Source organism: Vibrio harveyi, from assembly GCF_030060435.1.
Taxonomy (GTDB): Bacteria; Pseudomonadota; Gammaproteobacteria; order Enterobacterales; family Vibrionaceae; genus Vibrio; species Vibrio harveyi.
On record NZ_CP125875.1, the window covers coordinates 205,871 to 225,713 of the forward strand.

Genomic DNA, 19,843 nt, shown 5'->3' on the forward strand with positions numbered 1-19,843 from the left:
TTATCTACCAATTTACAAATTGACGATTAACTTCGGTAAACAAAATGGTTTATAGTCAAAGGGATGCTCTTGCATCCCTTTTTGTTTTCTCTCAGGGAATGGGTTATGGAACACAAACAGATCGCTATTACCGAATTCGGCAACGCAGAAGTTCTTGCAATTCAAACCACCTCAACACCAACCCCACAAACAGGGGAAGTCTTAGTTAAAGTGGCATACTCTGGCGTTAACCCTATTGATGTCAAAACGCGAGCGGGGCTTGGTTGGGCTGCGGCACAAAACAAAGACAACTTACCTTGGGTTCCCGGTTATGATATTTCGGGGAAAGTCGTTTCATGTGGCGAAGATACCTCTCGTTTTCAAGAGGGGGATGAGGTAGCTGGCTTTATCGGTTTCCCTATTCGAGGAGGCGGTTACAGCCAATACGTTTGTGTTCCTGAATCTGAATTAAGTCACGTTCCCAATTCGGTCGCCTTAGAGGCAGCGGCAGTATTGCCACTTGCAGGTCAAACTGCGGCTCAAGCGCTGAGTAAAGCTAATGTGACTGAAGGTGACCGTGTATTGATACTTGCCGGAGCTGGTGGTGTTGGTCACTTAGCCGTGCAAATTGCAGTTGCGACCAAAGCAGAAGTGTTTACCACCTGTAGTGAACGAAATTTGGACTACCTCGCTACTTTAGGTGCACACGCAGTGAACTATCAATTTGCACCAGTGTCAGAACGTGTTGAAGATGTGGATGTTTTGATTGATCTTGTTGGTGGCGATGCCGCTTTAGACGCACTCAAATGCCTGACAGATAACGCTCGAGTCATTACTGTTCCAACGATTACTGCAGAACTGATTTGTGAAAAAGCCAAGTTACTTGGTTTTGAAGCCAGCGGTATGTTAGTCGAACCTGACCGTGAACAACTTGACACTTTGTTGTACATGGTTGGCGTTGGGCTGTTAAAAACTGAAGTACAACACGTCTATCCGATGACCGATGTTATTGAAGCTCACAAACAAGTCGAATCGGGGCGGACGCGAGGCAAGATCTTGCTTGATATGACATGTTAGAGGCATTTAATGCTGCCTTTGAAAACTTAGCTTTATGGTTTTCTGACTCCGCATTGTGGGTGCTATTCATTACTGGTTTTCTTAGTGCCACTCTATTGCCAGGTGGCTCTGAAGCTGGATTGATTGCCACCTTATCGTTAAACCAATACTCGGTTTCTTCCATCATTATTGTTGCCACCATTGGTAATACCTTGGGCGGTCTCACCAACTATTGGTTGGGTTTGTGGATTCCAAATAGAACTCAGGATGAGAAGCATGGGCATACCGCATTGAAGTGGCTGTCCAAATACGGGTATTGGGGATTGTTTTTTAGTTGGTTGCCAGTGATTGGCGACCCGCTATGTTTAGCGGCAGGATGGTTAAGGATGAAATTTCTGCCGTGTTTGGTTCTTATATTTTTAGGCAAAGCCGCAAGGTATAGCTTGTTGGCCGCCATCTATCTCGGTTTATTTTAAGGAAAGCGCATGAGAATGTTTTGGGTTAGCGCGTGTTCACTATTAGTGATCACGGGCTGTGCATCAAACTCCCCTGTATCATCATTGCCTGATGGAGTTACTTTCGTAGAGTCATCAAAAGCGGAAGAAGGCAAAGTGAAAATTCCATACCAGAAGTATCAGTTGGACAATGGTTTGACGGTCATTCTGGCACCTGAAGCGTCGGATCCACTTGTACACGTTGATGTCACATATCACGTTGGTTCGGCACGTGAAGAAATTGGCAAATCTGGTTTTGCTCACTTCTTCGAGCATATGATGTTCCAAGGTTCTGAGAACGTTGGTGACCAAGAGCACTTTAAGATCATTACAGAAGCTGGCGGTACACTAAACGGCACGACTAACCGTGACCGCACGAACTACTTTGAAACTGTTCCTGCTAATCAGTTAGAAAAAATGTTGTGGCTTGAGTCAGACCGCATGGGCTTTTTGCTCGATGCCGTCTCACAGCATAAGTTTGAAATTCAACGCTCAACAGTTAAAAACGAACGCGCGCAGCGTTATGACAACCGTCCTTATGGTTTGATTTGGGAACGCATGGCAGAAGCGCTGTACCCAGAAGGTCATCCATACTCGTGGCAAACGATCGGTTACGTTGAAGATCTTGACCGCGTTGATGTGAACGATCTGAAAGCCTTCTTCCTACGTTGGTATGGTCCAAACAACGCAGTACTAACCATTGGTGGTGATATCGATGTTGAGCAAACATTAGCGTGGGTGAATAAGTACTTTGGTTCAATCCCTCGCGGACCTGAAGTGGAAAATGCACCTAAGCAGCCTGCAAAGCTAGCAGAAAGCAAGTTCATCACCTTAGAAGATCGTATCCAGCAACCAATGGTTATGGTGGCATGGCCGACAACCTACAATGGCGAAGCCACTCAAGCGTCACTTGATACTCTATCAAGCGTGTTAGGTAGTGGTACTAACAGCGTGCTTTACCAAGACCTAGTAAAAACACAAAAAGCAGTAGATGCAGGTTCTTTCCATGACTGTGCTGAGCTTTCTTGTAATTTTTACGTCTACGCGATGGGTGATTCTGGTGATAAAGGCGACCTCACCAAGCTATATGATGAGCTGATGACATCGTTGGGTAAGTTTGCGAAGGACGGGGTGACGAAAGATCGTTTGGAGCAACTTAAAGGTCAATCTGAAGCCGATGCGATTTTCGCTTTAGAAAGTGTGAAAGGTAAAGTGACACAGCTAGCGTCGAATCAAACTTTCTTCGGCAAGCCAGATTTGATTGAGGAACAGCTTGAGCAACTTCGTGCTGTAACGCCTGAGTCGGTAGAAAAAGCATACAGTGATTTTATTCAAGGTAAGAACAAGGTCACCTTGAGTGTTGTGCCAAAAGGTAAAACAGAGCTTGCTGTGAAACCAGCGACATTCGTGACACCAAAACGCACTCTTCCTGAGTATGAAAAAATCTCAGACGATCAATTGGCTTACCGCCGAGCAACTGACAACTTTGACCGTTCTGTTCAACCGCCAGTGGGTGAGCCTGTTGAGGCAACCATGCCGAAGTTGTATGACATCCACTTCAACAATGGTTCTGAGTTGTTGGGTACAGTAAGCAGTGAAACACCAACCGTCACCATGCAGTTTAGTTTACCAGCTGGAACACGTTTCGTTGAAGCTGGTAAGGAAGGTTTGGCTCAACTGACTGCCGCTATGCTGCAAGAAGGAACAACCAAACGTTCGGTAGAAGAGATTCAAGCTGAACTTGATAAGTTAGGTAGTGTTATTTCTGTCGATGCAACAGGTTACACAACAGACATTAGTGTTTCCGCCCTGAAGAAGAACCTAGCGCCAACACTTAAGATTGTCGAAGAGATGTTGTTGTCTCCGGCATTTAAGCAAGAAGACTTTGACCGAGTTAAGACGCAAGCGTTAGAAGGCTTGGTGTATGAGCATCAAAAACCAAGTTGGATGGCGTCGCAAGCTAGCCGTCAAGTATTGTACGGAGATTCTATTTTTGCTCGTCCAAAAGATGGCACCAAAGCGGGGCTCCAAGCTCTGACTCTCGATGACGTGCGTGATTTCTATGCGAAGCACTACACACCTCAAAGTGCGCAAATTATTGCGGTTGGTGATATCAGCAAAGCTGACGTTGAGAAACAATTGTCGTTTTGGGCAAATTGGGAAGATGAAGCGGCACCTTTGTATGCCCCTCAAGCCATTGCTCCGCTAGGTCCACAAAAAGTTCATTTGGTGGATAAGCCAGGAGCTCCGCAAAGTGTGGTCATGATGGTCCGTCAAGGCATGCCTTATGATGCGACGGGAGATTTCTATCTGGGTCAGTTAGCAAACTTCAACTTAGCCGGTAACTTTAACAGTCGTATCAACCAAAACCTTCGTGAAGACAAAGGCTACACTTATGGTGCCTATGGCTATTTCTCTGGAAATGTAGAAACGGGTTCTGTTGTATTTACAGCGCAAGTGCGTGCGGATTCGACCATTGCCTCTATTGTAGAAATGGAGAATGAGTTGAATGAGTTCTCACAATCGGGCATGACTGAAGATGAATTGAAATTTATGCGCCAAGCAGTCGGTCAAAAAGATGCACTGAAATATGAGACGCCTACACAGAAAAGCAAACTCATCAGTGATATTTTGAAATACAACTTAGACAAAGACTACTTACAGCAACGAAACGCTATTGTTGAGACTGTCGACAAACAGACTCTCAACGCTCTAGCACAGAAATGGTTCGACCCGAATGACTACCAGATAGTTGTTGTCGGGGACGCGAAATCCCTTCGCCCTCAACTAGAAAAGTTAGGGAAAGACGTGGAAGAGCTTGAAATCATTCGATAGAGTACACATTTAATAGCGGAGAGGAGACTCTCCGCTATTCGTTTCTAACTAGATAAATGACTTTTTGATGGGTTATTTATCTAGATGGATTATATATCAATAACTTAGCTTTCACTTGCCACGCTTGGCGAGTGTCCTGCTCCCAATATAAGCGAACCTCATTTTGACTGATTTTGCTGCGCGACTAAAACAAGTTGCATCAAACCCAGAAGTATTTAAGCAGTTTGGACGCGGTGTTGAGCGAGAAACTTTGCGCTATCGTCAGGATGGACACCTAGCAACAACACCTCATCCCGAGGGTTTGGGCTCAGCGTTCACAAACAAATGGATTACGACCGACTTTTCAGAATCCCTGCTGGAGTTCATCACTCCTGTATCGCACGAGATCCCTGAATTAATGGGGCAGTTGAAAGATATCCATCACTTCACTCAAACCAAAATGGGTGAAGAGAAAATGTGGCCACTTTCAATGCCATGTTACGTGGGCTCGGAGGATGATATTCAGCTGGCACAATATGGTTCATCGAACTCAGCTAAAATGAAAACGCTTTATCGTGAAGGTCTAAAACGCCGCTACGGTAGCCTGATGCAAATTATCTCGGGCGTGCATTTTAACTTCTCTTTTCCTGAATCATTCTGGGACGCTCTGCATGGCGAACAAGATGAAGAAGCACGCCAAGAAACGAAATCTGCTGCGTACTTTGCGCTGATTCGTAATTACTACCGTTTTGGCTGGATGATTCCGTACTTCTTTGGGGCGTCACCAGCACTTTGTGGTTCATTCATTCAAGGTCGTGAAACTGACCTACCATTTGAGAAAGTTGGCGGCACTCTATACTTGCCTAAAGCGACGTCGCTGCGCCTAAGTGATCTCGGTTACACCAACAGCGCACAAAGCGTACTTAAGATTGGCTTTAACTCTATCGAGCAGTATCTTGATGGTCTAGACGATGCAATTCGTCACCCATCGGAAGAGTTTGCTCAGATTGGGGTAAAAGTGGATGGTCAATACCGTCAACTTAACTCGAACATTCTGCAAATTGAAAACGAACTGTACGCGCCAATTCGTCCTAAACGTGTAACTAAGAGCGGTGAAAAACCTTCTGAAGCGCTTAAACGTGGCGGTGTAGAGTACATTGAAGTTCGTTCGCTAGACGTGAACCCGTTCAGCGCCGTTGGTGTGAGTGAAGAGCAGGTTCGCTTCCTTGATCTATTCCTTACTTGGGCGGCACTTTCAGATTCTGACCCTATGGACAACTGTGAGCTCGAATGCTGGCGTGACAACTGGAACAAGGTCATTGTGTCTGGTCGTGAGAAAGGTTTGATGCTACAAATCGGTTGCCAAGGTGAGCGCCTGTCTCTACAAGACTGGGCACATCGTGTGTTTGCTGACCTTCGTCAGATTGCGGTTGAAATGGACTCGGTTGCTGGTGGAAATGCGTACCAAGCAGTTTGTGACAAACTTGAGTCTTGGATTGATGAGCCAGAGCTAACCATTTCTGGTCAGTTGCTTGAGCTGACAAAAGAGCATGGTGGTTTAGGTAAAGTGGGGTGTGCGCTTGGCATGAAATTCCGCGAAGAAAACCTAGCACACAACTATGAACAATATTCAGCCGATGCAATGGAAACGGAAGTTGCAACATCGGTAGAGAAACAAAAACAAGCAGAGCAAAGTGATACTCTATCGTTCGATGATTTCCTAGAAGATTACTTTGCTTACTTAAAACAATAACCAGCAGTAAGGGCAGGGATTGGACATTAAGCCGTTAGTGGTGTCTGTGCTTGGGAGCGTGATGTTAGCCGGTTGTGCAACTGCGCCCCCAAAACAACAAGATAACCTATGTGAAATATTCCGAGAAAAATCCGGTTGGTACGAAGATGCCAAAGACATGGAAGAAGAGTGGGGCACACCGATAAATGTTGCCATGGCGATCATTAAGCAAGAAAGTAGCTTTCGTCATGATGCTCGACCGCCAAAAGATTACATTCTCGGTTTTATTCCATGGGGACGTGTCAGCAGTGCTTACGGTTATGCTCAAGCTCAAGACCCTGCTTGGGAAGATTTTCAAAAAGCGACAGGACAAGGTGGTTCACGCACCAATTTTGACGATTCAATGATGTTTGTCGGTTGGTATACCCATGAGACTCGTCGTCAATTAGGCATTTCGTTATGGGACCCTTACAACCAGTATCTTGCGTACCATGAAGGACGTGGTGGCTATAAGCGTGGGACCTATAAAAGCAAACCTAGCTTAGTTAAAGTTGCAAGACGCGTGGAGCAAACCGCCAAGACTTATGGCTGGCAGCTGAAGCAATGTCGTCAGGAATTAGAAGACAACAGCAGTTGGTTCTTTTAGTCTCCCCCCTAATAGTCAGAGGGGAAATGAACAGAAATAATGACCAATACGTGTAAGTATTGGAGGTTACAATCAGGAGAGATGTAATGCCTTTATTAGACAGTTTTACCGTAGACCACACACGTATGCATGCGCCAGCAGTTCGTGTGGCTAAAACGATGCAAACTCCAAAGGGAGACACCATCACAGTATTTGACTTACGTTTTACTTCACCGAACAAAGACATCCTTTCTGAGAAGGGAATTCACACTTTAGAGCATTTGTACGCTGGCTTTATGCGCAACCACTTAAACGGTGATAGCGTTGAGATCATCGATATCTCACCAATGGGTTGCCGTACCGGTTTCTACATGAGCTTGATTGGTACGCCTTCAGAGCAGCAAGTGGCGGATGCTTGGGTTGCAGCAATGGAAGACGTATTGAAAGTAGAAAGTCAAAACAAGATCCCTGAGCTGAATGAATACCAATGTGGTACAGCTGCAATGCACTCTTTAGATGAGGCAAAGCAAATCGCGAAAAACATTCTAGAAGCGGGCGTTGCAGTCAATAAGAATGATGATTTGGCACTGCCAGAATCTATGCTGAAAGAGTTACGTATCGACTAACTTAGCGTTGAGTTTAGATCTCTGAAAACAAAAAAATAGCCTGACACTGTCAGGCTATTTTTTTGTTGATTAGAATATTCAAAGTGGTGAAGTTAACCGCTCTTCTTGAGCTTTGGGTACACCTTCACCAGCTTGATGCGGTTCTCTTCAATATCGACAATTTCCATTGGATGTCCGGCAACTTGCACACTCAAGTGGCTTTCAGGAATGTCTTCTAAATGCTCTAGAATCAGACCATTCAAAGTGCGTGGACCATCGGTTGGTAGTTTCCATTTCAAGCCTTTGTTGATGTCACGAATGTTGGCGCTACCTTCAATCAGGAAGCTGCCGTCACCTTGGGGAGTAATCTCTTCTGACAAGCTTGGTGCAATGGAAGTCGTAAATTCACCAACAATCTCTTCTAAGATATCTTCCAAAGTGACGAGACCATTAATGTCACCATACTCATCGACAATCAAACCGATACGCTGCTTGTTACGCTGGAATTTCAACATCTGCACATTCAGTGGCGTACCTTCTGGGATGTAGTACACCTCATCAGCAGCGCGCAGTAGTGTTTCTTTGTTGAATTCATTCTTCTCTAGCATTAATCGGTATGCTTCACGTAGGCGCAGCATACCAACGACTTCATCAATCTGATCACGGTACAACACAATGCGACCATGAGGAGAGTGAGTCAGCTGACGGACGATAGATTTCCAATCATCATTGATGTCGATCCCTGTGATCTCATTGCGTGGCACCATGATGTCGTTAACGGTGACGTGTTCTAGATCCAGAATCGATACCAGCATGTCTTGGTGACGACGAGGGATAAGACCGCCTGCTTCGTTAACGACGGTGCGCAGTTCTTCTGAGCTTAGATGATCTTCTGTGGTGTGGTCGGCTTTCACACCAATCAAACGGATAAAACCGTTAGTAATGAAGTTCACTAACCTCACCAGAGGTGACAGAATTTTCATTAGAATGGTGAGGAGAATGCTGCTCGCGTAAGAGACGCGCTCAGGGTAAAGCGAGGCGATGGTCTTCGGTGTGACTTCTGCAAACACAAGGACAACCATGGTGAGTGCGCCAGTGGCAATCGCAACCCCTAAGTCTCCGTATAACCGCATACCTAAAATGGTTGCGATGGCAGACGCGAGAATATTGACGAGGTTGTTACCGATAAGAATAAGACCAATCAGTCGATCTGGGCGGTCTAGTAGTTTTTCGACTCGCTTCGCCCCTTTATGCCCATTATTGGCTAAGTGCTTTAAGCGGTATCGGTTCAAAGACATCATCCCTGTTTCTGAACCGGAGAAGTAACCTGATATGACGATAAGACACGCGAGTAGCGCAAATAAGATACCCGTAGATATGTCGTCCAAAACGCTGCTGTTCCTTGTATGTGTTTGGTTAATTTATGACCGAGCTTGGCCATTAAGTCAATGCAATAAGGGTTACTCTATTTTATTTGCCCTTTAATATAAAGGATAAGGAGCCCTAGGCTCCTTATTAATTGCATTTTATAGATGGAGAACATCAACTTAAGATGATTTCTTTCACAAAGCGACTACCGAAGTACGCTAAGGTTAACAAGGTCGCCCCTGCTACCGCGAACCATGTCACTTTCTTGCCTCGCCAGCCTTTCTGGTAATGCCCCCAAAGTAGAATTGAGTACACAACCCAAGCGATGAAAGAAAGGATACCTTTATGAGCTTTTCCTTGAGCAAACATGTCTTGTACAAAAACAAAACCAGTAATCAAGGTTCCCGTTAGGAGCAAGTTACCAATCAAAATAATCTTGAACAGTTGACGCTCTACCATCATCAAAGGTGGCAAATTCGGATTAATTGCTAACGACTTCTTGGCTTTTAGTTTGTGGTCGAGCCACGCAAGTTGCAGTGCGTATAGGGCACCGATAGTTAAAGTTGCGTAGGAAAAGAGCGCAAAGGAAATGTGTATAAGTAGCTTAGGGTCGTTCTCTAAATGCTTAATAAAAGTGCTTGGTAAGAAAGTAGCAGCAGTTAAATTGATGGCAGCAAAGCTATAAACCACAGGAAGAAGGAACCACAAGCGGTTCTTCAGCATCGCAACGCTCATCACCAGTGAGATAATAAAGCTGATAAGAGAGGCGACATTAAGAATGCTGAGGTTTTGCCCTGAACCGTCGAAAATCAGATCACTCAGAATCCAAGCGTGAAAAACCAACGCACATGCCGCGCTGGCAAATACGGTTTTCGCTTTAATTCCTGACTGTTGAGAGAGTCCGGGAATGATGGTCGCAATTGCCAGAACGTAAAGAATGGCGGCTGCGATGGCAATTAAGCTATCCATGAATCTTAAGAGTTATTGTGCACAATGGTGAAAATTATACCTTGCATTACTCTTTGGGGCTATGGGCTATGCGTCATCAATCACGAGAGATGAGATATTGAAATTAACGAGTTAGCCCTCAAGTTAAGGATAAGAGCTGTGTTCGGGTATGACTGTGACGTTGGCTAAGGTATACTCACACTAATTAATCGCCATTTTAGCGAAGAGACAAAGATGTTTGAGAATTTAACGGATCGATTATCCAAAACGCTGAAGAATATCAGTGGCAAAGGTCGTCTGACCGAAGACAACATTAAAGAAACCCTACGTGAAGTACGCATGGCACTATTGGAAGCGGACGTTGCGCTTCCTGTTGTACGTGAATTTGTAAACCGCGTTAAAGAAAAAGCGGTGGGCGTAGAAGTTTCTAAATCCCTAACGCCGGGTCAAGAGTTCATCAAGATCGTTCAAGCTGAGCTTGAAGCGGTAATGGGTGAATCTAATGAAGCACTGAACCTAGCAGCGCAGCCGCCAGCAGTGCTTTTGATGGCGGGTCTACAAGGTGCGGGTAAAACTACATCGGTAGGTAAGCTATCCAAGCTTCTAAAAGAGCGTGATAAGAAGAAAGTTTTGGTTGTGTCTGCCGACGTTTACCGTCCTGCAGCGATTAAGCAGCTAGAAACCCTAGCATCAGACATCGGTGTCGATTTCTTCCCATCTTCACCAGATCAAAAGCCACTTGATATTGCTAATGCAGCAATTGACCACGCAAAGAAGAAATTCTACGACGTATTAATTGTCGATACCGCTGGTCGTTTGGCTATCGATGAAGAAATGATGGGTGAGATTAAAGATCTTCACTCAGCGATTAACCCGGTTGAAACACTGTTCGTTGTTGATGCAATGACAGGTCAAGATGCGGCGAACACAGCAAAAGCATTCGGTGATGCACTACCACTAACTGGTGTGATTCTGACTAAAGTGGATGGTGATGCACGTGGTGGTGCGGCGCTATCAGTTCGTCACATTACGGGTAAGCCAATCAAATTCCTCGGTGTGGGTGAGAAAACCGACGCACTAGAACCATTCCACCCTGATCGTGTTGCATCGCGTATTCTAGGCATGGGTGACGTACTGTCACTGATTGAAGACCTACAACGCAATGTTGACCAAGACAAAGCAGAGAAGCTAGCGAAGAAGTTCAAAGAGAAGAAAGGCTTCGACCTTGAAGACTTCCGTGAACAGTTGGGTCAAATGCAAAACATGGGTGGCATGATGGGCATGCTAGACAAGCTTCCAGGCATGTCTCAGTTACCATCAGATGTGAAAGACAAAGTTGATGACAAGATGTTCAAGCAAATGGAAGCGATCATCAGCTCAATGACAATGAAAGAACGTCAACGCCCAGAAATCATCAAAGGGTCGCGCAAGAAACGTATCGCTGCGGGTTCTGGTGTTCAGGTTCAAGACGTTAACCGTCTGCTGAAACAGTTCACCCAAATGCAGAAGATGATGAAGAAAATGCAGAAGGGCGGCATGAAAGGCATGATGCGTAACATGCAAGGCATGATGGGTGGCATGGGCGGAGGCGGTGGCTTCAACCCATTTGGTCGTTAAACGATTGCCTAGACTTTAGTTTCAGGGTGTTAGCTACGTCACAAACTTGGATTTCAATTTATGTTGGTGAAAAAGTAACTAAACCCCTTGCATTGCTCCGGGATAAGAGTAAAATTCCGGAGCTTTATTTTGGCACGAGACCCCAGATTATTCAGTTTTTTGGATGATTGTTGGGGTTAATTTTATTTTTGAGAAAGCAAAGAGGACGACATGGTAACCATTCGTTTGGCACGTCACGGCGCTAAGAAGCGTCCATTTTATCAAATCGTAGTAGCGGACAGCCGCAACGCTGCAACTGGCCGTTTCATCGAGAAAGTTGGTTTCTTTAACCCAACTGCACAAGGTCAAGAAGAAGGTCTACGTCTAGACCTAGACCGCGTTAACCACTGGGTTGGTCAAGGCGCGTCTCTATCTGACCGCGTTGCTAAGCTAGTTAAAGACGCTCAAAAAGCGGCTTAATTTTTACTTTAGAAGTAGAAACTAGTTTATGTCGATGAAAGGTAAAGAAACAATGAGCAACGAAAAGATTGTTGTAGGCAAGTTTGGTGCTACTTACGGCATTCGTGGTTGGCTTAAAGTTTTTTCCTACACAGACAATGCTGAAAGCATTTTCGATTACAGCCCTTGGTTTATTAACCAAAAGGGTACGTGGGTTGAGTTCAAAGTAGAAAGCTGGAAGCGCCATAACAAAGGTATGGTGGCTAAGCTTGAAGGTCTGGAAGTTCGTGAAGACGCACACTTACTGACGAACTTTGAGATTGCTATTGACCCTGCGGTACTACCTGAATTGTCAGAAGATGAGTTCTACTGGCGTGAATTGTTTGGGATGCAAGTAGTAACCACTAAAGGTTACGATCTCGGTGTCGTATCTGACATTCTAGAAACTGGCTCAAACGATGTTCTGGTTGTTAAAGCAAATCTAAAAGATGCTTTCGGGCAAAAGGAACGATTAATCCCGTTCCTTGAAGAGCAAGTGATCATCAAAGTTGATCGCGAAGCTCAACGGATCGAAGTTGACTGGGATCCTGGATTCTAATCTCCAAAATTACAGAGCGAGATAAACATGTGGGTTGGCGTTATTAGCCTTTTTCCTGAAATGTTCCGTTCTGTTACTGATTTTGGGGTAACAGGTCAAGCGGTTAAAAAAGGTCTTTTGTCGATTGAGACTTGGAATCCTCGTGATTTCACTCATGACAAACATCGCACTGTCGATGACCGACCTTACGGTGGTGGTCCTGGTATGTTAATGATGGTTCAGCCTTTGCGCGATGCCATTCATACCGCGAAAGCAGCCTCACCGGGTAAGACGAAAGTCATTTACCTTTCTCCTCAAGGTCGTAAGCTCGACCAGAAAGGCGTTGAAGAACTGGCAACGAATGAGAATTTACTTCTGATTTGTGGTCGTTACGAAGGGGTAGATGAGCGCATCATTCAATCTGAAGTCGACGAAGAATGGTCGATTGGGGATTTTGTGATGACGGGTGGTGAGATACCTGCCATGACGTTAATCGATTCTGTCTCTCGGTTTGTTCCGGGTGTACTAGGGGATTTCGCGTCAGCAGAAGAAGATTCTTTTGCAAATGGTTTGTTAGATTGCCCTCACTATACGCGTCCAGAAGTATTGGATGACAAAGAAGTACCAGCGGTACTGATGTCAGGCAATCACAAGGACATTCGTCAATGGCGACTAAAACAGTCGCTGGGCCGAACTTGGCTTAGAAGACCAGAGCTCCTGGAAAACCTAGCTCTGACTGACGAACAGGAACAATTACTTGCTGAGTTCATTAGTGAACATAGTGCAAAGTAACCTAATTTATTTAGTATCAGTTTATTCTAGGAATTTAAAAAATGAGTAACATCATCAAGGCTCTTGAAGAAGAGCAAATGAAATCAGACCTACCTAAATTTGCACCAGGTGACACTGTTGTAGTTCAGGTTAAAGTTAAAGAAGGTGACCGTGAGCGTCTACAGGCTTTCGAAGGCGTTGTAATCGCAATCCGTAACCGTGGTCTTCACTCTGCTTTCACTGTACGTAAGATCTCTAACGGTGAAGGTGTTGAGCGTACGTTCCAAACACACTCTCCAATCGTTGATAGCATCGAAGTTAAACGCCGTGGTGCAGTACGTCGTGCCAAGTTGTACTACCTACGTGAGCGTTCTGGTAAGTCTGCTCGTATCAAAGAGAAACTTGCTAAGAAGTAATGCTATAACTAGCGTTCTCATAGTAAACGGAGCCTATTTGGGCTCCGTTTTTTTATGCGCGAAAAAGGACGTTATGCTTCGAGAATCAGGAATACTTGCTCTGATATAGTGGAGCGCTTCGGTTAGTGAGCGGCATTTGTCCTGCGAGAGAGTAAAAAAGGGATCCCCAACTCGCTCGTTCCTCGCTCTTGAGGATGACGAATAAAAAACAAATAAATGAACTCAAACAACGTTACTCCCGAAAGCGACGAATGCGCATTGTCGGAATCTCTCTTTCGGCGTAATAAAAAACAAAAAGGGCCGATGTTCTCACATCAACCCTTCTTTTTATTCTCGAAGCGTGGTGCTCTCGTTTCTGAGTTCTAGCTTCTTAGTATTGGTCTTCAGACCAACCATCACTGTCCGACATATCTGGTGCGCCAGGAATGGTATTTTCTTCGTCAGCCCATTCGCCAAAATCAATCATTTGGCACTGTTTGCTACAGAAAGGGCGGTGAGGACTTTGCTCTCCCCACTCTACGTCGGCACCACATTGTGGGCATGGAACGACTGTAATTTTAGACATCGTCATTCGTCCTATTTATTCGGTGTTCAAAGGTGTTATGGCAATAGTAGTGCGAGTTGCGCTTAGCTACAAACAGCGAGTTCAAACTCAACGTCTTGAGTACAAGCTTGACCGCTTTCAAAAGCCATGAATTTGATGGCAAAACGGTTTTTATGACCCGAGATCATCGGGTAGACACCGTATTCCATTGGAATGTGTAAACGCAGGATGTTGGCTTCGTCCGCATCGCTTTGGAAGAATCCAGTGCGAGCGATTTGTGCTTTGAAATGTCCTGTTTCGCGAGTCAGCTTGAGCCAGAGTGCTAAGGCATCAGACAAAGGTTTTAAACTCGCTTGCCACTGTTCTGCATCGTGTTTTTTACGCTCGATAGGTAAATGAAGCCAGTAGTGCAACGCAGGAAGATCAAAACAACATGACCCTCCAGGTAAGTTAAAGCGTTGGCGAATTGAACTTAAGAAGCGATCTTCTTTAAGTGCCTGACCAAAACGCTCAGCAGTCATCAGTTGGCTATGGACTACGTCGATCTCTTTTAAGAGTTCGCTAAGGGCTTGCTGATCGACACCATCGACATTAAGCCAATTGCGATAAGCTAAACGTTGCTTTTCAAGATCTTTTGCCAGTTCGCTTTTTAGTTGAATTTGCTCAAAGATCTCGATCATATCGAAGAGTGCACGGAAGAACAGTTGATACTGATGATTGTCAGCAAAACCAGAGGCTAGATGAGCCTGACGCAGCAAAGACTCAACTCTTAAATAAATACGAGTTTTTTCATTTAGCGGATGTTCAAATTTGTGCGTGGTCATCGACAGTAGCCTTGGTGAGTTTCATTCCTATTTTCGCAGATTTTTCTTACACATGGCTAGGTACTTTTCGTGTAAATCTGTGATTTGAAGCAAAAGATCTGGGTCATCTGGATTATTCTTAACCACATCATCAGCCAGAGCAAGTCGTTGTTCACGAGATGCTTGAGATGCCAAGATAGCTTTTGCTTGCTCTTCGCTCACGTTATCGCGTTTTACCGTTCTTGAGATCTGGGTTTGTGGCTCGACATCAACAACAAGTACACGATCGCACAAACTATCGAGCTTGTTTTCTACCAATAAAGGTACAACTAAAAGAGCGTAGTCTGATGTGACTTGCTCCAAGTCTTCGATCATCTTTTCGCGAATCATTGGGTGCAATAACCCATTCACCCATGCTTTCTCCTCTGGGTTAGAGAAGATTTTTTCTCTCAATTTGGCTCTATCAAGTGTTTGATCATCTCGGACAATATCAGTGCCAAAGTGCTCAATGATGGCATTAAGTCCAGGTGTGCCTGGCTCTACGACTTCACGAGCCACAATATCAGCGTCAACGATGTCTATTTTGAACTGTTGTTTGAATAGGTTTGCCACGGTGGTTTTGCCGCTCGCAATACCGCCGGTTAGGCCAATAACAAAAGCCATTTACACTCCTAGAATCGACGTAAAGTACCAGTTGAGGATTTGATTGCCCCAAATTAGGCTCACCCATCCTGCAATTGCAAGGTAAGGACCAAAAGGAAAGGCTTTTTCGATACCTTGCTTTTGCAAGCGCAGCTGGATAAGACCAAAAATGACGCCTACTACCGAAGAAAGTAAAATGATCATCGGCAGAGATTGCCAGCCCAGCCAAGCTCCTAATGCAGCAAGGAGTTTAAAGTCACCATAGCCCATTCCCTCTTTGCCTGTGAGGAGTTTGAATAACCAATAAACACTCCAAAGACATAAGTAGCCTGCCATTGCTCCAATAATAGAATCTTGAAGACTCACAGGGCTGATACCGGCAAGAGCAAGAGCAATACCCGCCCACATCAATGGCAGTGTGAGTTGGTCTGGCAGCAACATGGTATCAAGGTCGATAAATGTGGCAGCAATCAATACAAAGGTAAAGAAAACCAGCGCCACAGTGAAGTAGCTAAAACCGAAATGAAAAGCGATAAAACCCGAACAAAAAGCGGTAAGCAGTTCGATAAGAGGGTAACGGGCACTGATAGGTGATTGGCAGTTGTGGCATTTACCTTTTAGTAATAGCCAACTAATCACAGGGATATTGTCTCTAATGCGGATATGTGTACCGCATTGCTGACAAGATGAACGTGGCACGCTTAAGGTTAATGTCTCTTTTGGTGGCTCGATCTTGTATTCAGGGAATGATTCAGCGCACTCGCGTCGCCATTCTAGTTCCATGATCTTAGGTAAACGGTAAATAACTACGTTGAGGAAACTACCCACGATCAAACCAAAAATAGCGGTAAATACAACGAATAGCCATGGGTAGTACTGGAATACTTCCATATCAGTCTCTTGAGCGGTAAATCAAACGAGCAAGGTGCTGTTTTGATAGAATTAATTTGCTAAAGGATCATTCTATCCCAATACGCTCATCAAGTTAAAGATTGGTAAGTACATTGCTGTCACCAAACCACCGACAACGACACCCAGAAAAACAATGATCAACGGTTCCAAAATCTTACTTAGGTTGTCGACGGTGTTATCGACTTCGAACTCATAAATAGCGGCTATCTTGTTGAGCATGTCATCTAAGCGACCTGACTCTTCACCAATCATGACCATTTGCAATACCAATTCTGGGAAGACGTTACAGTTACGCATGGCAATGTACATTGGCATACCAGCGGCAGTATCTCGATATACCTCTTCGATTGCCAATTGATAGTGCATGTTACCAGAGGTTTTTGAGGTAGTTTTCAAGGCGGTTAGGATAGGAATACCTGCGCTAAAACTGGTCGCCAAAGTACGGCTAAACTTCGCAATGGCAGCTTTGGATAAAACTGGTCCTAAAATAGGTACTCTTAAACTCGACCGTGCAGTCAAAAGACGAAATGAGTCGGAGCGTTGTGACATGATTTTGCCAGAAATGAGTAAGCTCACAAAGCTCAGCCCAATGAAGGGACCCCAATTTTGGGTCCAAGCAGAAAGGTTGAGTACCATCTGGGTGAAGGCGGGTAATTCGGCACCAAAACCTGTAAACATTTTTTCAAACTCAGGAATAACCTTTGTCAGCATTAAATAAGAAACCCCAAGTGCTACTAATACCACCATCGCCGGGTAAATGAGCGCTTTAATAACCTTTGCACGCAACTGCTCGCTTTTTTCTCGGTAGGTCGCCAGACGCTCAAAGACCTGGGATAAGTTACCGGACTGCTCACCTGTTGCGATTAAGTCGGTGTAAAGTGGATCAAAGTGCGTGCTAGCGGTACGCATGGCTTTCGACATCGGTGTCCCTGCTTCTACCGCTCGCGTCACACTCATTAGGATCGATTTCATTTCAGCTTTTTTATGGTTCTCTGAAACTAACTTGAGTGCCTGAACAATAGGGACGCCAGTCATCAACATGGTGGCGATTTGACGAGTAAACACCGTAATGTCTTTGCCTTTTACTCGATGACTTATCTTGGTGATAAAAGAAATACTGCCTTTTTTGAGTTTTTTTATCTTGATGTGCTGAGCATCAAGGCGCTCTCTTACCTCGACTTCTGTCATTGCGAGCACGTTACCAGAGGTTTTTTTCCCCGAGCTATTAATGCCTTTCCAACGGTAGTTCTTAAGTTGTGGAGCGATGGTTTTCATAGTGTAAGTAACTGCCTAATAAAATCTGAGAAGTTAAAAATAGAGAACGCGTTGCAGCTCACTAAAGCTGGTGACGCCTTGTTTGAGCTTTTCAATGCCGGACATTTGTAGAGTCTGCATACCATTGGCAATCGCTAGCTTTTCTAATTCATGCACTGAAGCACCTTTGATGAGCGCATTTGACAGGGATTCATCAAACTTCATCACTTCGTAAATGCCTGTGCGACCAGAGTATCCTTGGGTGCATTCGTTACAACCGTCAGGGTTCGCTTGGAAGATATCTTCAGTGCTGGTAATTCCAATATGTTGAAGTTGGCTGTTTGGTTCTTGAGGTAGTCTGCAATGTGGACAAAGTTTTCGAGCTAAACGCTGAGCGATGATCAAACTAAGAGAGGATGCGAGGTTAAAGCTTTCTACCCCCATATTTGATAAGCGAATAACCGTCTCGGCGGCGGAGTTGGTATGCAGGGTAGAAAGGACTAAGTGCCCAGTTTGTGACGCTTTGATCGCGATTTCTGCCGTGTCGAGATCTCGGATCTCACCCACCATGACTACATCGGGATCTTGACGCAAGAAAGAGCGAAGCGCTTCTGCAAAGCCAAAGCCGATCTTAGGTTGAACTTGAACTTGGTTAATGCCGGGTAAGTTGATCTCAACGGGGTCTTCAGCGGTGGAAATGTTAATCTCGGTTTTATTGAGAATGCTCAAACCAGTGTAAAGAGAAACCGTTTTGCCGCTGCCCGTTGGTCCTGTCATTAGGATCATGCCTTGTGGGCGGCGCAGTGCTTCTAAATACAATTGCTTTTGATGATCGCTGTATCCGAGTTTATTGATATCTAATGCTGCAGAACTGCTGTCGAGCAAACGTAGTACGATTTTCTCCCCAAACAGAGTTGGCAGCGTGGAGACTCGCATGTCAATCGCGGTGTCTTGGTTTAATTTGAGCTTGATACGACCATCCTGTGGTAAACGGCGCTCAGCGATATCAAGCTTAGATAGGATTTTTATACGTGCGGAAAGGCGGCGGCTTAAATGGCTCGGAGGCTGTTGAATTTCGATCAAGATGCCATCGCAACGCAAACGCACTCGATACATGTTTTCATAGGGCTCGAAGTGAATATCAGAAGCCCCTTTACGAACGGCATCGAGCAGAATTTGGTTAATATAACGACTAACAGGCGATTCATCTTGGCTGAGATCTTCAATGTTCTCAATTTCGTCCTCACCAATATCAACGAGACCTGCCAGTTCATCTTGGTTGATTTCTTTAAGACCGGACTTTTCTTGACCGAGTGCACGACCATATAAACGACGAATGGCTGCGGTGAGTTCTTTAAAGTCCGCCAGAACTAGCTCGACTTGTAAACCGGTAGCAAAACGAAAGTCATCTTCCGCTTGTAAGTTAGTTGGGTCTGCAACCGCGAGTATTAATGTCGAAGATGTGCGATTGAGTGGCAAGGCATTATGTCGAGTGATCAGATCGCGTAAGCCAAGCTTTTGGCACAGCGACGAGTACTCATACTGACTGAGTGATGTGCAGGAAAGCCCAAAGATGGAGCTAAGGTGCTCAGTCAATTCATGTGATTGGAAAAAGCCAGAACTGAGTAAAGCCTCCGGCATCGAAATGCCAGAAGCTTTTGCTTGCTCAAGTAACGATTCTTCTTGGGAAAAGGTCAGTATTCCAGCTTGGCGAAGAACCGTTGAAAGGTTGGTTAGCACTGCTTAATTTCTTATGAACATGCTTTAGGTTTTACACCTGTAGCAGTGATGCCAGAGGTGCAGTTCCATTGACCAGTACCATCTCGCCCAAGGGTTACGTCTTTGCTGATTACGTCTGGACTTACACCTGAACTATTAAACGTAAACTTTATTGCACCTGATGATGAGCTTGCTCCTGAAGCTGAGGCAGTGTAACTAATTACACCGAGTGGTGAGGTCGGAACAGGTAGCTGTGCTGCTGTCGGAAATGATCCATTTTCAACAACATAAGTTTCAACATTTATTCTATGTCCAGTAATTGATGCTAGTGCTGAAGCTGCTTCACTTTTAGCTACGTATTTTTGGTACTGCGGGACGGCAATCGCTGCCAAAACACCAATAACCGCTACCACGATCATCAATTCAATTAGAGTAAAACCCTGCTGCTTCTTCTGTTTATTCGTTTTCATCTTGTTTCCTTAAGATAAATTTAGTTAATGCTTATGCATGGGGCAGAAGAGTAAAAAGA

At 44.9% G+C, this 19,843-nt stretch carries 20 protein-coding genes; 11 read left to right on the forward strand and 9 right to left on the reverse strand.

Annotation, left to right across the window (positions count from 1 at the left end; all coding sequences use genetic code 11):
- Window positions 1–105 precede the first annotated feature (105 nt).
- The 6 genes from QMY49_RS01055 to luxS all read left to right on the forward strand — a co-directional run bounded on the left by QMY49_RS01055 (window position 106) and on the right by luxS (window position 7,326).
- On the forward strand, window positions 106–1,056 hold the full coding sequence (locus QMY49_RS01055) for an NADP-dependent oxidoreductase (RefSeq protein WP_009701936.1): 951 nt from the start codon (window positions 106–108) through the stop codon (window positions 1,054–1,056).
- The gene (locus tag QMY49_RS01060) at window positions 1,050–1,511 is read left to right on the forward strand and encodes a YqaA family protein (protein ID WP_009698760.1); all 462 of its coding nucleotides are present in this window, start codon (window positions 1,050–1,052) and stop codon (window positions 1,509–1,511) included. The genes QMY49_RS01055 and QMY49_RS01060 overlap by 7 nt, the downstream gene beginning before the upstream one ends.
- A 9-nt stretch (window positions 1,512–1,520) precedes the next feature.
- Window positions 1,521–4,364: a M16 family metallopeptidase gene (locus QMY49_RS01065; RefSeq protein ID WP_061065382.1), complete on the forward strand. Its 2,844-nt coding sequence runs from the start codon at window positions 1,521–1,523 to the stop codon at window positions 4,362–4,364.
- Window positions 4,365–4,527: 163 nt separating this feature from the next.
- Window positions 4,528–6,096, forward strand: coding sequence for a glutamate--cysteine ligase (gene gshA, locus QMY49_RS01070; protein WP_017817672.1), 1,569 nt, complete (start codon window positions 4,528–4,530; stop codon window positions 6,094–6,096).
- A gap of 19 nt (window positions 6,097–6,115) precedes the next feature.
- Complete coding sequence (locus QMY49_RS01075) at window positions 6,116–6,721, forward strand: transglycosylase SLT domain-containing protein (protein ID WP_029790340.1); 606 nt, start codon at window positions 6,116–6,118, stop codon at window positions 6,719–6,721.
- An 86-nt stretch (window positions 6,722–6,807) separates the two neighbouring features.
- Window positions 6,808–7,326, forward strand: coding sequence for an S-ribosylhomocysteine lyase (gene luxS, locus QMY49_RS01080; RefSeq protein ID WP_283312470.1), 519 nt, complete (start codon window positions 6,808–6,810; stop codon window positions 7,324–7,326).
- 92 nt (window positions 7,327–7,418) lie between these two features.
- Here luxS and QMY49_RS01085 read toward each other — a convergent pair whose 3' ends face one another.
- Together QMY49_RS01085 and QMY49_RS01090 are read right to left on the reverse strand one after the other, a co-directional pair.
- Window positions 7,419–8,693: an HlyC/CorC family transporter gene (locus QMY49_RS01085; RefSeq protein WP_047512919.1), complete on the reverse strand. Its 1,275-nt coding sequence runs from the start codon at window positions 8,691–8,693 to the stop codon at window positions 7,419–7,421.
- A gap of 154 nt (window positions 8,694–8,847) precedes the next feature.
- Window positions 8,848–9,642, reverse strand: a complete 795-nt coding sequence (locus QMY49_RS01090; RefSeq protein ID WP_005446240.1) for a cytochrome C assembly family protein — start codon at window positions 9,640–9,642, stop codon at window positions 8,848–8,850.
- Between the two features lie 213 nt (window positions 9,643–9,855).
- On the opposite strand from QMY49_RS01090, the gene ffh reads away from it, so the two are divergent.
- From ffh to rplS, 5 genes are all read left to right on the forward strand, one after another.
- Complete coding sequence (ffh, locus tag QMY49_RS01095) at window positions 9,856–11,238, forward strand: signal recognition particle protein (protein WP_005446242.1); 1,383 nt, start codon at window positions 9,856–9,858, stop codon at window positions 11,236–11,238.
- A gap of 210 nt (window positions 11,239–11,448) precedes the next feature.
- Window positions 11,449–11,697 (forward strand): 30S ribosomal protein S16, encoded by a 249-nt coding sequence (gene rpsP / locus QMY49_RS01100; protein ID WP_004410028.1) that lies wholly within the window; start codon window positions 11,449–11,451, stop codon window positions 11,695–11,697.
- A gap of 28 nt (window positions 11,698–11,725) precedes the next feature.
- The gene (rimM, locus tag QMY49_RS01105; protein ID WP_005446245.1) at window positions 11,726–12,274 is read left to right on the forward strand and encodes a ribosome maturation factor RimM; all 549 of its coding nucleotides are present in this window, start codon (window positions 11,726–11,728) and stop codon (window positions 12,272–12,274) included.
- A gap of 27 nt (window positions 12,275–12,301) precedes the next feature.
- Entirely contained in the window at window positions 12,302–13,045 is a 744-nt protein-coding gene (trmD, locus tag QMY49_RS01110) for a tRNA (guanosine(37)-N1)-methyltransferase TrmD (protein WP_005446247.1), read from the forward strand.
- A 41-nt stretch (window positions 13,046–13,086) separates the two neighbouring features.
- Window positions 13,087–13,440, forward strand: coding sequence for a 50S ribosomal protein L19 (gene rplS, locus QMY49_RS01115; protein ID WP_005379971.1), 354 nt, complete (start codon window positions 13,087–13,089; stop codon window positions 13,438–13,440).
- A 370-nt stretch (window positions 13,441–13,810) separates the two neighbouring features.
- Here the strand turns inward: rplS and yacG are convergent, their stop codons facing one another.
- The 7 genes from yacG to QMY49_RS01150 all read right to left on the reverse strand — a co-directional run bounded on the left by yacG (window position 13,811) and on the right by QMY49_RS01150 (window position 19,784).
- Complete coding sequence (yacG, locus tag QMY49_RS01120; RefSeq protein ID WP_005446249.1) at window positions 13,811–14,005, reverse strand: DNA gyrase inhibitor YacG; 195 nt, start codon at window positions 14,003–14,005, stop codon at window positions 13,811–13,813.
- A gap of 62 nt (window positions 14,006–14,067) precedes the next feature.
- Window positions 14,068–14,808 carry a cell division protein ZapD gene (gene zapD, locus QMY49_RS01125; protein WP_005446251.1) on the reverse strand — a complete coding sequence of 247 codons (741 nt, stop codon included), beginning with the start codon at window positions 14,806–14,808 and terminating at the stop codon, window positions 14,068–14,070.
- Window positions 14,809–14,835: 27 nt separating this feature from the next.
- Window positions 14,836–15,450, reverse strand: coding sequence for a dephospho-CoA kinase (coaE, locus tag QMY49_RS01130; protein WP_017817675.1), 615 nt, complete (start codon window positions 15,448–15,450; stop codon window positions 14,836–14,838).
- Complete coding sequence (locus QMY49_RS01135; protein ID WP_005446255.1) at window positions 15,451–16,320, reverse strand: prepilin peptidase; 870 nt, start codon at window positions 16,318–16,320, stop codon at window positions 15,451–15,453.
- Between the two features lie 72 nt (window positions 16,321–16,392).
- Window positions 16,393–17,616, reverse strand: a complete 1,224-nt coding sequence (locus QMY49_RS01140; protein WP_005446256.1) for a type II secretion system F family protein — start codon at window positions 17,614–17,616, stop codon at window positions 16,393–16,395.
- Between the two features lie 33 nt (window positions 17,617–17,649).
- Complete coding sequence (pilB, locus tag QMY49_RS01145) at window positions 17,650–19,335, reverse strand: type IV-A pilus assembly ATPase PilB (RefSeq protein ID WP_017189132.1); 1,686 nt, start codon at window positions 19,333–19,335, stop codon at window positions 17,650–17,652.
- A gap of 11 nt (window positions 19,336–19,346) precedes the next feature.
- Window positions 19,347–19,784, reverse strand: a complete 438-nt coding sequence (locus QMY49_RS01150) for a pilin (RefSeq protein WP_029790345.1) — start codon at window positions 19,782–19,784, stop codon at window positions 19,347–19,349.
- Window positions 19,785–19,843 lie beyond the last annotated feature (59 nt).